General features: G+C 72.1%; 15 protein-coding genes. 7 read left to right on the plus strand and 8 right to left on the minus strand.

Translation table 11 applies throughout. The annotated features are described in order from the left end of the window. Positions 1–28: 28 nt before the first annotated feature. A complete protein-coding gene (locus ACFYZQ_RS03115) occupies positions 29–277 on the plus strand; it encodes an acyl carrier protein (RefSeq protein WP_388787728.1) in 249 nt (82 codons plus the stop codon). Positions 278–363: 86 nt separating this feature from the next. Continuing rightward, complete coding sequence (gene fabF, locus ACFYZQ_RS03120; protein ID WP_389140995.1) at positions 364–1,626, plus strand: beta-ketoacyl-ACP synthase II; 1,263 nt, start codon at positions 364–366, stop codon at positions 1,624–1,626. A gap of 70 nt (positions 1,627–1,696) precedes the next feature. On the opposite strand, the gene ACFYZQ_RS03125 is transcribed toward fabF, so the two are convergent. Then, positions 1,697–2,608 carry a hypothetical protein gene (locus ACFYZQ_RS03125; protein ID WP_389140997.1) on the minus strand — a complete coding sequence of 304 codons (912 nt, stop codon included), beginning with the start codon at positions 2,606–2,608 and terminating at the stop codon, positions 1,697–1,699. Between the two features lie 235 nt (positions 2,609–2,843). After that, the gene (locus ACFYZQ_RS03130; RefSeq protein ID WP_330340336.1) at positions 2,844–3,338 is read right to left on the minus strand and encodes a DUF3145 domain-containing protein; all 495 of its coding nucleotides are present in this window, start codon (positions 3,336–3,338) and stop codon (positions 2,844–2,846) included. A 257-nt stretch (positions 3,339–3,595) separates the two neighbouring features. Between ACFYZQ_RS03130 and ACFYZQ_RS03135 the strand changes: the two genes are divergently transcribed. Both ACFYZQ_RS03135 and ACFYZQ_RS03140 read left to right on the plus strand, forming a co-directional pair. Continuing rightward, complete coding sequence (locus ACFYZQ_RS03135) at positions 3,596–4,483, plus strand: SGNH/GDSL hydrolase family protein (RefSeq protein WP_389140999.1); 888 nt, start codon at positions 3,596–3,598, stop codon at positions 4,481–4,483. A gap of 36 nt (positions 4,484–4,519) precedes the next feature. Next, complete coding sequence (locus ACFYZQ_RS03140; protein WP_389141001.1) at positions 4,520–5,530, plus strand: aldose epimerase family protein; 1,011 nt, start codon at positions 4,520–4,522, stop codon at positions 5,528–5,530. Here ACFYZQ_RS03140 and ACFYZQ_RS03145 read toward each other — a convergent pair. Both ACFYZQ_RS03145 and ACFYZQ_RS03150 read right to left on the minus strand, forming a co-directional pair. Then, the gene (locus ACFYZQ_RS03145; RefSeq protein ID WP_389141003.1) at positions 5,502–6,377 is read right to left on the minus strand and encodes a hypothetical protein; all 876 of its coding nucleotides are present in this window, start codon (positions 6,375–6,377) and stop codon (positions 5,502–5,504) included. The genes ACFYZQ_RS03140 and ACFYZQ_RS03145 overlap by 29 nt on opposite strands. Before the next feature lie 262 nt (positions 6,378–6,639). Then, the gene (locus ACFYZQ_RS03150) at positions 6,640–6,969 is read right to left on the minus strand and encodes a YrdB family protein (RefSeq protein ID WP_389141005.1); all 330 of its coding nucleotides are present in this window, start codon (positions 6,967–6,969) and stop codon (positions 6,640–6,642) included. Positions 6,970–7,112: 143 nt separating this feature from the next. Between ACFYZQ_RS03150 and ACFYZQ_RS03155 the strand changes: the two genes are divergently transcribed. Beyond that, a complete protein-coding gene (locus ACFYZQ_RS03155; protein ID WP_389141007.1) occupies positions 7,113–7,838 on the plus strand; it encodes a LysR substrate-binding domain-containing protein in 726 nt (241 codons plus the stop codon). A gap of 46 nt (positions 7,839–7,884) precedes the next feature. On the opposite strand, the gene ACFYZQ_RS03160 is transcribed toward ACFYZQ_RS03155, so the two are convergent. After that, positions 7,885–8,688 carry an EI24 domain-containing protein gene (locus ACFYZQ_RS03160; RefSeq protein ID WP_389141009.1) on the minus strand — a complete coding sequence of 268 codons (804 nt, stop codon included), beginning with the start codon at positions 8,686–8,688 and terminating at the stop codon, positions 7,885–7,887. A gap of 42 nt (positions 8,689–8,730) precedes the next feature. Then, positions 8,731–9,186 carry a MarR family winged helix-turn-helix transcriptional regulator gene (locus ACFYZQ_RS03165; protein ID WP_389141011.1) on the minus strand — a complete coding sequence of 152 codons (456 nt, stop codon included), beginning with the start codon at positions 9,184–9,186 and terminating at the stop codon, positions 8,731–8,733. Between the two features lie 103 nt (positions 9,187–9,289). Between ACFYZQ_RS03165 and ACFYZQ_RS03170 the strand changes: the two genes are divergently transcribed. Next, complete coding sequence (locus ACFYZQ_RS03170; protein WP_389141013.1) at positions 9,290–10,288, plus strand: NADP-dependent oxidoreductase; 999 nt, start codon at positions 9,290–9,292, stop codon at positions 10,286–10,288. Positions 10,289–10,389: 101 nt separating this feature from the next. Here the strand turns inward: ACFYZQ_RS03170 and ACFYZQ_RS03175 are convergent, their stop codons facing one another. Then, positions 10,390–11,547: a serine hydrolase domain-containing protein gene (locus ACFYZQ_RS03175; RefSeq protein WP_389141015.1), complete on the minus strand. Its 1,158-nt coding sequence runs from the start codon at positions 11,545–11,547 to the stop codon at positions 10,390–10,392. 187 nt (positions 11,548–11,734) lie between these two features. Here ACFYZQ_RS03175 and ACFYZQ_RS03180 point away from each other — a divergent pair, with 187 nt between their 5' ends. After that, a complete protein-coding gene (locus ACFYZQ_RS03180) occupies positions 11,735–12,598 on the plus strand; it encodes a hypothetical protein (protein ID WP_389141017.1) in 864 nt (287 codons plus the stop codon). A gap of 210 nt (positions 12,599–12,808) precedes the next feature. Here the strand turns inward: ACFYZQ_RS03180 and ACFYZQ_RS03185 are convergent, their stop codons facing one another. Beyond that, positions 12,809–13,633, minus strand: a complete 825-nt coding sequence (locus tag ACFYZQ_RS03185) for a hypothetical protein (RefSeq protein ID WP_389141019.1) — start codon at positions 13,631–13,633, stop codon at positions 12,809–12,811. Positions 13,634–13,763 lie beyond the last annotated feature (130 nt).

Below are 13,763 nucleotides of genomic sequence, written 5' to 3' on the forward strand. Positions count from 1 at the left end.
TCTGGATTACTACGAAGGAGCGCCTGACATGGCCGCCACTGAGAAGGAGATCGTCGCCGGTCTCGCCGAGATCGTGAACGAGATCGCCGGCATCCCGGTCGAGGACGTCCAGCTGGACAAGTCCTTCACCGACGACCTGGACGTCGACTCGCTGTCCATGGTCGAGGTCGTCGTCGCCGCCGAGGAGCGCTTCGACGTCAAGATCCCCGACGAGGACGTCAAGAACCTCAAGACCGTCGGCGACGCGACCAACTACATCCTCACGCACCAGGCCTGAGTCACCCCTTAGGCCGTCAGGCTGCAAAGCCCCGCCACCCGGCGGTGGCGCCGCTGAATCCCCATTCCGTTGGAGAAAGAATTCCCGTGAGCCCGACCAATCGCACCGTGGTCGTCACCGGTATCGGCGCAACCACACCGCTGGGTGGCGACGCAGCCTCGTTCTGGGAGGCCCTGGTCGCCGGCCAGTCCGGCGTCAGCCTGCTGGAACAGGAGTGGGCGGCCGAACTGCCGGTCAGGATCGCCGCGCAGATCGCCGTCGAACCCGGTGAGATCATCCCCCGCCCGCAGGCCCGCAAGCTGGACCGGTCCGCGCAGTTCGCGCTGATCGCCGCCCAGGAGGCCTGGAAGGACGCGGGTTTCACCGCCAAGGCCGGCGAGGACCCGTCCGTGAACCCCGACCGGCTGGGAACGGTCATCGCCTCCGGCATCGGCGGCGTGACGACCCTGCTCGACCAGTACGACGTCCTCCGGGACAAGGGCGTGCGCCGGGTCTCCCCGCACACCGTGCCGATGCTGATGCCCAACTCCCCGGCGGCCAACGTCGGTATCGAGCTGGGCGCCCGCGCCGGCGTGCACACCCCGGTCTCGGCCTGTGCCTCGGGTGCGGAGGCCATCGGCTACGCCATCGAGATGATCCGCACCGGCCGCGCCGACGTCGTCGTCGCCGGTGGCACGGAGGCGGCCATCCATCCGCTGCCGATCGTCGCGTTCGGCAACATGATGGCGATGTCCAAGAACAACGACGACCCGCAGGGCGCCTCGCGTCCCTACGACTCCGGCCGTGACGGCTTCGTCATGGGCGAGGGCGCGGGCGTGATCGTCCTGGAGTCCGAGGAGCACGCGAAGGCCCGCGGCGCCCGGATCTACGTCGAGGCCGTCGGGCAGGGCATCTCGTCCGACAGCCACCACATCACGCAGCCCGAGCCGTCCGGCAACGGCATCGCTCACGCGCTGCAGAACCTGCTGGACAACACCGACCTCAAGCCGGCCGAGATCGTGCACGTCAATGCGCACGCCACGTCCACCCCGCAGGGTGACGTCGCCGAGGTCAAGGCGCTGCGGAAGGTGTTCGGCGACGACGTCGACCACATGGCGATCTCCGCGACCAAGTCGATGACCGGTCACCTGCTCGGTGGCGCCGGCGGCATCGAGACGGTCGCGTCGATCCTCGCCCTGACCAAGCGGACCGCTCCGCCGACGATCAACCTCGACCAGCTCGACCCCGAGGTGAACGCGGACGTGGTGAGCGGTGCGGCCCGGCAGCTGCCCGAGGGCCCCGTCGCCGCGCTGAACGACTCGTTCGGCTTCGGCGGGCACAACGTGGTGCTGGCGTTCCGGACGGTCTGAACACGACGACGGCCTGCACGACCCCGTCGGGGTCGTGCAGGCCGTCGTCGTGTTCGGGGTGACTCCCGGTTCAGGCGCGCTTGAGGTGGACCGCCACCGTCTCGCTGGCGGTCACCGGCTGTGCGTAGTCCGGGTCCGTCGCCGTCGCTCGCCCCTCGACCTCGACGTCGCCGCGCTGGAAGGGGGTGTCTCCGGTGGGTACGGCCGTCGCGGTCCAGGCCGTGGGTGCGCCCGGCGTGCAGGACACCGACGTGGTGAAGGAGCCGCGGATGAGCTTCTGCTTCTTCACCTGCGTGACGTTGCCGGAAACATCCACCTTGACCGGCTTGTTGCAGCTCACCGTCCCGTGCAGGGTGGCCTTGCCGTTCAGGGTGCTTGCGGTGCCGTCCAGGGCCACAGCGAGGCCGAGGCCGAGCTCGGCCGGCGGGGCCGGGTTGTCGATGTGGACTTCACCGCGCGCTGCGGCGGTGCCCCCCTCGCAGTGCTGTTCGAAGGTGGCGTCGAGCTTCTTCACGTAGCCCTGCGGGCCGAACTCCACGTCCGAAATGGTGAACTCGCCGGTGAGCGTGTTGCACCCGCGCCCGTTTCCGCTGAGGTCCAGCCCCGGCTCGTTCGGCCCGTTGAACGGGTGGCGGGTGGCGCCGGTGTAGGTACCGGGCGCCAGGGCCTTGCCGGACGGCGCCGCGAGGTCCAGGTACCACCAGTCGCCGTTCGCTCCGTCGGTCGAGAGGTGGACCGCGTTGTGGGCGCTGTCGGAGGTGATGTTCAGCCGGTCCTGGGACGCGGTCGAGTAGGCGTAGGACTGGCCGCCGCTGATGTAGTCGCCCTGGTCGCCGCTGAAGCCGAAGGATCCCTGGGTGACGGGCAGGGCGTGCGCGTTCGCGCCGGACAGCAGGCCGGTCGTGCTGGTGGCCATGCCCAGGGCCAGTGCGAGGACGGCCGTGGCACGGGCCAGGACGCGTCCGGGCGTGCTGAGTGACATTGATGTCCCCCTGAGAGATGAAGTATCCCGGTGCCGACGTCATGCGCATGACGTGTCGGCGGAGCGAGTCTGCCAACCGGCGATACTTGCGACAACTGTGTTTCGAGCGGCGGAAGTTGCAGTTCCGGCCAACCGCTGGGCGCAGGGGACGTGTCTGTGATGCGGGTTCGGGATGTGCTCGAGCCGGTATCCGTGGGCGTCGGCTTGTGGGGTCACGGCCAGGACGGCGCCCCTGTCACACCACCTGGTGCAGCCAGCGCACCGGGGCGCCCTCGCCCGCGTACCGGAACGGTTCCAGTTCGTCGTCCCACGGCTTGCCCAGCAGCTTGGCGATCTCGGCCTCCAGGTCCGTCTCGCCGCGCTGGGAGCGCGTCAGTGCCGCCCGCAGCCGGTCCTCGGGGATGAGGATGTCGCCGTGGATGCCGGTGACGGCGTGGAAGATACCCAGGTCGGGGGTGCAGCTGTAGCGTTCGCCCTCGGCGGTGGGACAGGGCTCGGCGGTGACCTCGAAGCGCAGCAGGTGCCAGCCCCGCAGCGCCGAGGCGAGCTTGGAGGCGGTGCCGGCCTCGCCCTGCCAGGAGAACTCCGAGCGCCAGGTGCCGGGGGCCGCGGGCTGCCGGATCCAGTCGAGGCTGACCCGGGTGCCCAGCACCCCGGCGACGGCCCACTCGACGTGCGGGCACAGCGCGCGCGGCGCGGAGTGCACGTACAGAACTCCACGTGTCGTCACCGGAACCTCCGGGCAGAGCGGGACATCTTGCTGACTGGCTGGCGGCAGTGGCGCGACGGCCGCGTTGATGGCGAGGCTACCGTGCGGCGGCGCAAGGAGTGTGACGTACTGTCTGTCCCGGTGCCAGGAAACGCCCACCATTCACCCATGGGGACGCTTGTACGGGTGTGAGCCGTTCCATGCCGCCCGTCGGGAACCCTCGCGGGTTGTCATGGGTTGGGGACGTTGACGGCACGACGAGGGGATGGGCCTCAAGCATGCGAAACCGACGCCGACGGGCACGGACGGCGCTCACCGTCGTACTGGCAGCGGTCCTGGGCGTGGCCGGCTGCGACACGCTGGGCGGCGCCTCCCCCGCGCCGAAGGGCGGCAAGGCGTCGCGGCCCGTCCCGGTGTGGGACTCGAGCCCCTCCTCGATCGCCGCCGTCGGCGACTCCATCACCCGCGGCTTCGACGCGTGCACGGTGCTCTCCGACTGCCCCGAGGTGTCCTGGGCGACCGGCACGAACACACGGGTCGACAGCCTCGCGGTCCGACTGCTGGGGCGCACCGGGGCGGCCGAGCGGAGCTGGAACTACGCGGTGACCGGCGCCCGGATGACCGACCTGCCGGGGCAGATGGCCCACGCGGTCACCCGGAAGCCCCAGCTCGTGACGGTGATGGCCGGCGCGAACGACGCCTGTCGGACGACGACCTCGGCCATGACCTCGGTGGCGGAGTTCCGGGCCTCCTTCGAGAAGGCGATGAGCACGCTGCGCGAGGCGCTGCCGAAGACGCAGGTGTACGTGGCCAGCGTGCCCAACCTGAAGCGGCTGTGGTCCGAGGGCCGGACGAGCCCGCTCGGCAAGCAGGTGTGGAAGCTGGGCATCTGCCCGTCGATGCTCGGCGACGCCGACGACCTGACCAGCGCGGCCACCCTGCGCCGGGACACGGTGCAGCAGCGGGTGCGGGCCTACAACAAGGTGCTCGCGGAGGTCTGCGCCAAGGACGAGCGGTGCCGTTTCGACGGGAACGCCGTGTTCGACTACCGGTTCGGCACCGGCCAGCTGAGCCGCTGGGACTGGTTCCACCCGAGCACGGACGGCCAGGCCCGGCTGGCGGCGATCGCGTACCGGACGGTGACGGCGAAGGAGCCGGTCTCCTAGATCCTTCCCTCAGCTTCGTGACCTAGGGTTTCCCACATGAGCGAACTTTTCGGCACACTTTCCGACGGCACCGAGGTCCATCGCTGGACGCTGGAGCGCGCCGGGACGCGGGTGAGGGTCCTGACGTACGGCGGGATCGTGCAGTCGGTGGAGGTCCCCGACCGGGCGGGTCGGACGGCGGACGTGGTGCTGGGGTTCGCGGGCCTCGACGGCTACCTCACCCACCCGGAGCCGTATCTGGGCGCCCTCGTGGGCCGGTACGCCAACCGGATCGGCGGCGCCCGGTTCACCCTCGACGGCGTCACCCGCCCGCTCGCCGCGAACAACGGCCCGAACTCCCTGCACGGCGGCGAGCGCGGCTTCGACAAGCGCGTGTGGGACGCGGAGCCGGTGGAGCACGGGGTGCGCCTGACCCGGGTCAGCCCGGACGGCGAGGAGGGCTTCCCGGGCCGGCTGGAGGTCTCGGCGACGTACACCCTGGACGCGTCCGGCGCGCTGCGGATCGCGTACGAGGCGGTGACGGACGCGCCGACCGTGGTCAACCTGACCAACCACAGCTACTTCGACCTCGGCGGCGGCACGGGCCCGACCGGCCACGAACTCCGTCTCGCCGCGTCCCGGTACACCCCCGTCGACGCCGACCTGATCCCGACCGGCGCCCTGGAGGACGTCGCCGGTTCGCGATTCGACTTCCGTACGGCCCGTGAAATCGGCACCGGCTACGACCACAACTTCGTGCTCGACAAAGGCGTCACGGGCACCCCCGAGGAGGTCGCCGAGCTGCACGATCCGGTGTCCGGGCGGCTGCTCACGATCGCGACCACGGAACCCGGCCTCCAGGTGTACACGGCCGACCATCTGGGCGCCCCGTTCACGCCCAACGCCGGCATCGCCCTGGAGACCCAGCACTTCCCGGACTCCCCCAACCGGCCGGACTTCCCCGGCACGGAGCTGCGGCCGGGCGAGGTGTACCGCTCGGAGACGGTGTACGCCTTCGGGGTGCGGGGCCAGCGGGTGTCTAGGCGGTCTCGCCGCGCATCCGCTTGACGGCCTTGCCCAGGACGGCCATCGCGCCCAGGCAGACCAGCAGGGTGGTACCGCCGATCAGGATCGGGGGCGGTGTGCCGTCCTTGACGCCCTCGCCGGTCACGGTGGTGGCCGACAGGAGGATGACCGAGTACAGGCTCCGGCCGACCCTGGCGCCGGCCGGGATCACCTGGAGCAGCTGCGGGACGGTGGTCGCGGCGGCGAGGCCCATGCCGAAGGGGATCGCCGCGCCGAGCATCAGTGCGCCGAAGCCCAATGAGTTGCCGTACGCGCCCCACCCGGCCCCCTTGACCAGCAGGTAGCCCGCCGCGCCGAAGGACAGCAGGACCAGCAGGCCGTTGACGTACGCGGCCTGCGTCGCCGCCTTGCGGGCGCCCGGCAGATGGGCGGCCGGGGAGCGCCAGGCGTCCGGGGCGATGAGCCGCAGCCGCCGCTTCATCGCCTGCATCTGCATCAGGGCGAGGGCGCCCACGGCCACCATGACCAGGCCCACGGCCGTGCCGGCGAAGCCGATCGGGGCGCGGGTGATGCCGTAGTGGGCGCCGCCGGAGGTGAGCGGGATGCCGAGGACGAATCCGTAGGCCATGAACTTGGCCTTCTGCTGGATCTTCACGACCAGCTCGCGCTGCCCCGGGGTGAGGTCCGGATCGAGCCGCACCCGGCCCTGGCCGAGGCGCTGCTCGGGGGCGTGCGGCGGGTACGGCTGCGGAGGCTGGGGCTGCTGCTGGTGGGGGTTGTGGGCCGGGTTCTGCGGATACGGCTGTTGGGGCGGGTACGGCCGCCGGTACTGCGGTTGCTGCGGCGGGTACGGCTGGTACGGCTGCTGCTGCCCCTGGCCTGGATGCATGGTGTGGCTTCTCTCCCCCGTACCGGCGCGTGCCGGCGTGTTCCATGGTCTCGCGGCCGGGGAGTCTGCCACACCTGCCTGAGACACCCGAGCCCCGGCCCGGAGGTCAGGTCCCGGGCCGGGGCTGCTCGTGGGGGTGTCCCGGATCAGACGTTAACCGTCGCGGTGAGCCTGCGGTCGGCGATCGAGCGGTCGGCCTGGATTTCGTACGAACCTTTCACAAAGACACGACTGTTCTCCCCCCAGGTCCAAAAGACCCGCCCTACTGCCCCCAGACGACGGCCAGCGTCTTGCTCAGCAGGCAGACCAGGGCGAAGGCCACCGCCCACCCCCAAGCCCCGGCGAGGGCGAGTGCGGCCACGCCGGCGCCGAACCACACCACCTCGAAGCCGACGCGGGCCGCGCCGCGCGTCTTGTACGTCGCTTTCGGCGATCCGAACAGCACCCACAGTGTGATCAGTACGGCGGGGGCGGCGAACCCGAGCAGCCAGGCGAACGGGGTGGCGACGTCGAGGGTGAACCCCCAGTACGCGACGGCCGCCAGGGCGCCCAGTTCGATGAGGAACAACACGCCGAGATTGGCTGGCTTCATGGTCAGCAGTATCACCTGCCGGCCGGTACCGCCGCCACGATTTCGATCTCGACCTGGGCCTCCGGCCGGAACAGCCGCGGGACTTCGAGGGGGCGCTCGGCGGGGGCCCGCTGTTCGACCGGCTGCCGAGGGGCGTACGGATCATGGAGGCGGGCCGGGCGTTCGTCCCGCACGCGCAGGCGGTCGCCGGGGTGCTGCACGACGCCGCGCAGGAACTCGCGGCGCTCCGCGAAGTGGCGGGCGGACGGCTCAGGTTCGGCGCGTTCCCCACGGCGGACGCGGCGCCGGTGCCGCACGCCCTGGCCGCCTTCAGCTCCCGGCACCCGCGCGTCCGGGTGCACCGCGAGGAGGGTTTGACGCCTGCGATCCTGGACGGGCTGGCCACCGGCCACCTCGATCTGGCGATCGTCTCGACGACCGGCCGGGCCCGGCTGGACGCGTACGACCTCCACCACCTCCTCGACGAGTCCCTGTACGTCGCCGTCCCCGCCGGTCACCCCCTGGCCGGTCACCCGGGTCCGGTCCCGCTCGACCGGTTCGCCGAGGCCGACTGGATCTCCGGCAGCCCGCGCCCCGAGGGCACCCTGCTGGACGCCGCCCTGCGCCGCGGCTTCCGGCCACGTGTGTCGCACGTCGTCGCCGAGTGGACCGCCAAGCAGGGCTACGTCGCCGCCGGCCTCGGCGTCGCCCTGGTCCCGGCGCCGGCCGCCGAGTCCGTACGGCCCGACATCAGCCTGCTGCGGGTGCTGGACGAGGGTGCCCCGGCCCGGGCGGTGTACGGGGCGACGGCACGGGGGCGGTCCCCCTTCCCGGCGGTCCTGGCGTTCCTTGCGGCGCTGCGGGAGGCGGCGGCCCGGATGCCCGCCTGACGCGACGGCGCGAGCCCGAGGCCGACGGTGGCGGGGAGTGTCCGGGTCAAGGAGTGGCGTTCTCCTCGTCGGAAGCGGTGCCGGACTCGTCCGGCTCCCCGGCGTTCTCCTCGCCCAGCAGATCGCGGGCGAGGAGCGTGGCGCCCGCGACCGCGCCCGGCATCAGGAAGACCGCGACGAAGGGGACCAGGAAGGCCAGGCCCAGGGGCGTGCCGAAGCCCCAGACGAGGGCCTTGCGGGAGCGGAGCAGGGCGAGGCGGGCGCGCAGTTCGACGCCGCGGCGCTGCAGGGCCACGCCGGCGAGTTCCTCGGTGAGGAAGAAGCCGGTGACGAAGAAGCCGATCACCGGTACGACGGTCTGGCCGACGAAGGGCAGGAAGCCGAGGCCGAACAGCAGCACGCCCCAGACGGCGGCGCGGACCACGATCCGCAGGCTGTCGCGGGCGGAGATCCACAGCTCGCGCCAGAGCGGGAGGCCGGACTCGGGTGCCGTGCCGTCGGGTGAGACGTCCCGGTCGACCTTCTCGGAGAGGCTCTCGTAGAAGGGCTGGCCGACGAGCAGGGTCACGGCCGTGAAGGTGACGACGGACAGCAGGAGGCCGAGGGCGAAGAGGACCGCCGTGAGGAAGCCGCGGAACAGGCCCTGCCAGGGGCTGGACCAGTCGTCGGCGAACGGGGTGGCCCAGGCCACGAAGTCCTCGCCCCACAGGGCGAGGACTACCAGCGCAGCCGCGTACAGGACCAGGGTGATCAGGCCGGGGAGCAGTCCGAAGCCGTAGCTCCTGCCGTGCCGGGCCACCCAGCGCTGGCCCTTCAGGAGATGACCGAAACCCGCCCCGAGATCACGCATGGGGGAACCCTATCGGGGCCCGCCGGGGCCCTGACGGGTGCCTCAGGCGTCCAGCATCCGGCGCAGCAGGTCGCGCAGGGACAGCCGTTCCTCGTCGGACAGCCCGGCCAGCGGTTCGCGGGCGAAGCGGAGACCTTCGCGCAGGTCCTGGGCGACCCTGCGGCCGTCCTCGGTCGCCGCCGCCAGCTTCACCCGGCGGTCGGCCGGGTCGGGGCGGCGCTCCACCAGGCCGCGGGACTCCAGCCGGTCCACGATCCCGGTGACGTTCGACGGCTCGCACTTCAGCTTCTGCGCCAGTTTGCGCATGGGCAGCGGCTCCAGGGAAAGCAGACTGAGTAGCCGGGCCTGCGCTCCGGTGAGCGTGTGCTCGCCCGCCGCCTCCTCGTAGTCCGCGTAGAACCGGGCCACGACGTCCCCGATGAGCTCGACGACCTCCATGGTCAGGGCGTCGGGCCGGCGGGTCTGCCGGTTCTGCCGGGTCTTCGATGGGGTGGACATGTCCTCCAGGGTACCCCCGTTATTTGACATCCTGAAATATTCAGGAGCATGGTTGTTTCAGGTACTGAAATAAATCCGTGAAGTGGAAGCGAAAGGCGCTGTCATGATCAACCGCGAGTGGCACCTGCTCAGCCGTCCGGTCGGCTGGCCGAAGCCCGAGGACTTCGCCCTGGTCGAGGCGGAGGTCCCGACGCCGGGCGAGGGTCAGGTGCTGGTGCGGAACGAGTACCTGTCCGTCGACCCGTACATGCGCGGCAGGATGAGCGCCGCCAAGTCGTACGTCGCCCCCTTCGAGCTGGGCAAGGTCATGCAGGGCGGGGCGGTGGGCGAGGTCGTCGCCTCCAACGCCGAGGGCGTCTCCGTCGGTGACCACGTGCTGCACTTCTTCGGCTGGCGGGAGTACGCGGTCCTGGACGCGAAGAACGCCGTCAAGGTCGACCCCGAGGCCGCTCCCCTGTCGACGTACCTCGGTGTCCTCGGCATGACCGGTCTGACCGCCTACGCCGGTCTGCTGCGCACCGCCTCCTTCAAGGAGGGCGACTCCGTCTTCGTGTCGGGCGCGGCCGGTGCCGTGGGCAGCCAGGTCGGTCAGATCGCCAAGCTCAAGGGCGCCTCGCGGGTCATCGGCTCGGCCGGCTCCGACGAGAAGGTGAAGCTGCTCGTCGAGGAGTACGGCTTCGACGCGGCCTTCAACTACAAGAACGGCCCGGTGAGCGAGCAGCTGCGGGAGGCCGCGCCGGACGGCGTCGACGTCTACTTCGACAACGTAGGCGGCGACCACCTCGAGGCGGCCATCGGCCAGCTCAACCAGGGCGGCCGGATCGCGGTCTGCGGCATGATCTCCGTCTACAACAACACCGAGGCCGCCCCCGGCCCGAGGAACCTCGCCCGCCTCATCCAGACCCGCGGCCGCATCGAGGGCTTCCTGGTCGGCGACCACTACGACCTGCAGCCGCAGTTCGTCCAGGAGGTCGGCGCCTGGGTCCGCTCCGGCGAGCTGAAGTACCGCGAGACGGTCGTCGAGGGCATCGAGAACAACGTCGAGGCGTTCCTCGGGGTCCTGCGCGGCGACAACACCGGGAAGATGATCGTCAAGCTCTGACGTCGTCGCCGTGACGCCCGCCTGATCGCGGTCGTTGCGTACGACGGAGGCCGCACCCTTGGACGTGGGGTGCGGCCTCCGTCTCCTCCCGGCTCCTGTGGTCAGTGCGCGAGCGCCGCCCTGTGCACCGCCCTCGCCAGCCGGTCGTTCTCCGGGGCCGCACCGCCCGGGAAGGCGCACCGGCGGCGGGTGTAGCCGTAGGCGAGGCCGCTGCGCGGGTCCGCGAAGGCCTGGGAGCCGCCCGCGCCGGCGTGCCCGAACGCCCCCGCGCCGAGGAAGTGGTGCCAGGCGTCCGCGGTCGCCTGGAAGCCCAGGCCGAACGCCTTGTGGGCGCGGGCCACCAGGTCGTACCCGACGGAGTGCAGTTGCCCGAACTCCGCCACCGTGTCCGGTTTCAGCAGCGGTGCCTCGCCGTCGACCTCGCTGATCATCGCGGCGTACAGCCCCGCCAGCCCGCGTGCCGAGGCGACTCCGCCGACCGAGGCCGGGCCCTTGGCGCGGACCACGGGGTCGTTGGGCAGCTCCTGCACGTCGGTGGGCTCGGCAGCGTGCCGGTTGAGGGCTATGGAGGCCAGCGCGTGCGGCCCGGTCGGTGTCGCGTCCAGCAGGGCCTGCTGCTTCGGCGTCGGCAGCATCGGCTGGGCGCTGCGGAAGCGGGGTTCACGGGAGTGGGGAAGGCCCAGGTGGAAGTCCAGGCCGTACGGGGCGCGCACCCGTTCCTCGTGCAGTTCCTGGATGGTGCGGCCGGTGGCCCGTCGCACGACCTCGCCGGTCAGGGCGCCGATGACCAGGGCGTGGTAGCCGAAGCCGGCGCCGGGCCGCCAGAACGGCCGCTGGTCGGCGAGGCGTTCGGCCATCGCCCGGTCGTCGGCCAGTTCCGCCAGGGTGAAGCCGGAGTCGGTGCCGACCAGGCCCGCCCGGTGCGCCAGCAGGTCGCGGAGGGTCAGTGCGCCCTTGCCCTCGGCGGCGAACTCGGGCCAGTAGTAGGTGACTTTGCGGTCCAGTTCCAGTGTGCCGTCCTGCACGAGCAGCGCCACCACGAGATGGGCGGCCCCCTTGGTCGACGAGTGGACCCCGTACAGGGAGCCCCCGTCGACGCCCTCACCCGCCCACAGGTCGACGACCCGCCGTCCGTTCACGTACGCGCACAACTGACCCTCGTAGTCGTCGCGTTCCTCTGCCACGAACGCGGCGAACTCCTCGCGCACCGTCTCGAAGCCATCGGCGACCGTGCCGTGGACGGTGATCTCCTGCGTCATCCGCGTGCCTCCTCCGGGATGGTTCCCTAGATCGAATACGGCGCGACGCGTCCCTTCGACTCAACAGGTCGATGGCCCACCCATCTGTTGCCGTCGTTGTCGCCGCGATGTCTCCTGCGGACGGCCGGCAGCGGGCATGCTGGTGACGACCGGGCCCGGGGCGGGCGGCGGACAGGCGGGAGGGGCCATGGCGACGATTTCCTCGCTCCCCGGCGGGAACGACGTACTGCGCGTGCTGCGCGGCACCACCGACATCACCGGCCAGCTGCTGGACACGGCCGGCAACATCACCCGGATCGCGGTCAACACCCTCGACCCGAGGGCCGGTTCGGGCCCCGAGCTGCTGCGGGTGCTGCGCCGGACGACCGCCGAACTCGCCGAGGCCAGTGCCTCACCGCAGGCTCAGGAGACGTTCCACCGCATCGTGGACACCCTCACCCGGCTGGGCACGACCGGTGCCCCGCTGGCGACGCACCCGGTCAGCGAACCGGCCCAGGTCCTGCTCGCCGCCCTCGGCGACAGCCTGCTGCCGGTGCTGGACGCGGTGGAGCCGGCGGTGGAGGAGTGCGCGGCGGTGGCCGGGGAGCTCAGCGAGGCGCTGTCCCCGCTGCTGCCCGCGGCGGCGGGCCTCGCCGCGGGCCTGCTGCTCGCCCTGATCCCGGTGCTCCGTGCGGCGGCCGAGGTCATGCGGGACTCCGCTCCCGAGCTGCGCCGCATCGCCGACGCGCTGACCGCCGCGCTCGCCCCCGCGCTGCCCCTCCAGGTCGCCCTGGCGGAGCGCGCGGCCGCGGTCGCCGCCGACGTCGCCCGGGCCACGCTGCCGCCCCTCGCCGATCTGACGGAGGCGGCGGCAGCGGCGACGCAGGCGGCCCGGCCGGCCCTGGTCGCGGGCGAGGAACTGTTCGTGGCGGGCCTGGAACAACTCCAGCCCCTGCTCCTGGCCACCGCCTCCCACACGGGCCGCGCCGCCCGGGCGGTGGCGGTACGCGTGTCGGCGGCGGTCAGCCCGGCGGCCGAGCGTGGAGTGGTGGTGGCGGTGACCTCGGCGTAGTCACCACCGCGGGAACACCGACGCGGCAACGCCGACTGGGGATGCCCGGCACGGGGATGCCCGGCACGGGGATGGCCGGCACGGGGATGGCCGGCGCGAGGAGCGCCGACGTGAGGGCACCCGGCGCAGACCGCCCGGCGTGGGGCGGTGGCGCGGGCGGGGCGCCGCCCTGATGGTTGGTTCGGCCATGCACGCGTGGCGTCGCCTCGGTCAGGAGCACCACCACAGAATCCGTTTGCACGTCTGCGACGGCGACGGTTGCGGGGTCGGGCGGGAGGTCGTCGGGGCCGCGGTCGGGGTGGCCGTCGGGCCGCTCGTCGCCGGGGAGGTCGGGGCCGTGGTGGTCCCGCCCGAAGGGGGCTGCGTCGACTGCTGCGCCTTGGCGGTGCTGCCGTCGTCCGGGGAGTGCGAGGCCTTGTCCTTCGGGGACTTGGAGGCGGTGGGCGAGGAGGAGGCGCCCCGCGTCGGGGTGCTCGTGCCGCCCGGCGAGGTCTCATCCAGGGGGCGGGCCGTCGGCGCCGGGCCGGCGGTCGACGCACCGCCGTCCGGTGCCTCACCGCCGGCCGTCGCGGGGTTCGGGTTCGAGAAGCCCGGGGCGTCGATGCCCAGCTCGGCGAGGCTCAGGCCGCCCGCCGCGAGGACGAAGCCCGCGGCGACCAGGAGGGTGCGCCGCCGACGGCGGCGGTGCGCCGCGGCCTTGCGGTCGCGACGGCTCGCGGCCGCACCCGCCGGCCCTTCGTCGTCCCCGCCGCGCCCCCGTCCGCCCGGTCGGCGCCGGACCGCCGTCCGCCCCTGCGCTTCGCTCGCGGCCTCGTCGTCCGCGTAGCCCGCGTAGTCCGCGTCGGGCGCGTCCGTCCCTTCGGCGTCGGCGTCGTCCGCGTCGGACTCCTCGTAGGGCTCGTAGGCGCCCTGGGGCTCGTGCGGCGTTGCGGCGCCCTGTGGCGCGTACGCGTGGGAGGTCCGAGCCGGCGCGCCGCACCCCGGGCAGGTGAGGGCGCCATTGAGGTGCCGACGGCACGGGTCGCAGTAGTCCATGACGCGGGAAGACTAAGTTCCCGGACGGTAACGTTCCTAGGTGCCTCTGTGAAGGTTTCGTAGGGGACCGAAAGACCTCTCGAAAGCCTTGTCGAAACCGTTACCTGTGCGCCCCATTGACACTCACCTC

It is taken from the genome of Streptomyces sp. NPDC001843 (assembly GCF_042891955.1).
Lineage (GTDB): Bacteria > Actinomycetota > Actinomycetes > Streptomycetales > Streptomycetaceae > Streptomyces.

What these genes read in the sequence shown, in the direction of transcription:
- ACFYZQ_RS03180 (WP_389141017.1), top strand. Translation starts at nt 11,735, where the DNA reads ATGGCGACGATTTCCTCGCTCCCCGGCGGGAACGACGTACTGCGCGTG.
- ACFYZQ_RS03140 (WP_389141001.1), top strand. Translation starts at nt 4,520, where the DNA reads ATGAGCGAACTTTTCGGCACACTTTCCGACGGCACCGAGGTCCATCGC.
- ACFYZQ_RS03170 (WP_389141013.1), top strand. Translation starts at nt 9,290, where the DNA reads ATGATCAACCGCGAGTGGCACCTGCTCAGCCGTCCGGTCGGCTGGCCG.
- ACFYZQ_RS03145 (WP_389141003.1), bottom strand. Translation starts at nt 6,377, where the DNA reads ATGCATCCAGGCCAGGGGCAGCAGCAGCCGTACCAGCCGTACCCGCCG.
- ACFYZQ_RS03135 (WP_389140999.1), top strand. Translation starts at nt 3,596, where the DNA reads ATGCGAAACCGACGCCGACGGGCACGGACGGCGCTCACCGTCGTACTG.
- ACFYZQ_RS03155 (WP_389141007.1), top strand. Translation starts at nt 7,113, where the DNA reads ATGGAGGCGGGCCGGGCGTTCGTCCCGCACGCGCAGGCGGTCGCCGGG.
- ACFYZQ_RS03185 (WP_389141019.1), bottom strand. Translation starts at nt 13,633, where the DNA reads ATGGACTACTGCGACCCGTGCCGTCGGCACCTCAATGGCGCCCTCACC.
- ACFYZQ_RS03160 (WP_389141009.1), bottom strand. Translation starts at nt 8,688, where the DNA reads ATGCGTGATCTCGGGGCGGGTTTCGGTCATCTCCTGAAGGGCCAGCGC.
- ACFYZQ_RS03150 (WP_389141005.1), bottom strand. Translation starts at nt 6,969, where the DNA reads ATGAAGCCAGCCAATCTCGGCGTGTTGTTCCTCATCGAACTGGGCGCC.
- ACFYZQ_RS03115 (WP_388787728.1), top strand. Translation starts at nt 29, where the DNA reads ATGGCCGCCACTGAGAAGGAGATCGTCGCCGGTCTCGCCGAGATCGTG.
- ACFYZQ_RS03125 (WP_389140997.1), bottom strand. Translation starts at nt 2,608, where the DNA reads ATGTCACTCAGCACGCCCGGACGCGTCCTGGCCCGTGCCACGGCCGTC.
- ACFYZQ_RS03165 (WP_389141011.1), bottom strand. Translation starts at nt 9,186, where the DNA reads ATGTCCACCCCATCGAAGACCCGGCAGAACCGGCAGACCCGCCGGCCC.
- ACFYZQ_RS03175 (WP_389141015.1), bottom strand. Translation starts at nt 11,547, where the DNA reads ATGACGCAGGAGATCACCGTCCACGGCACGGTCGCCGATGGCTTCGAG.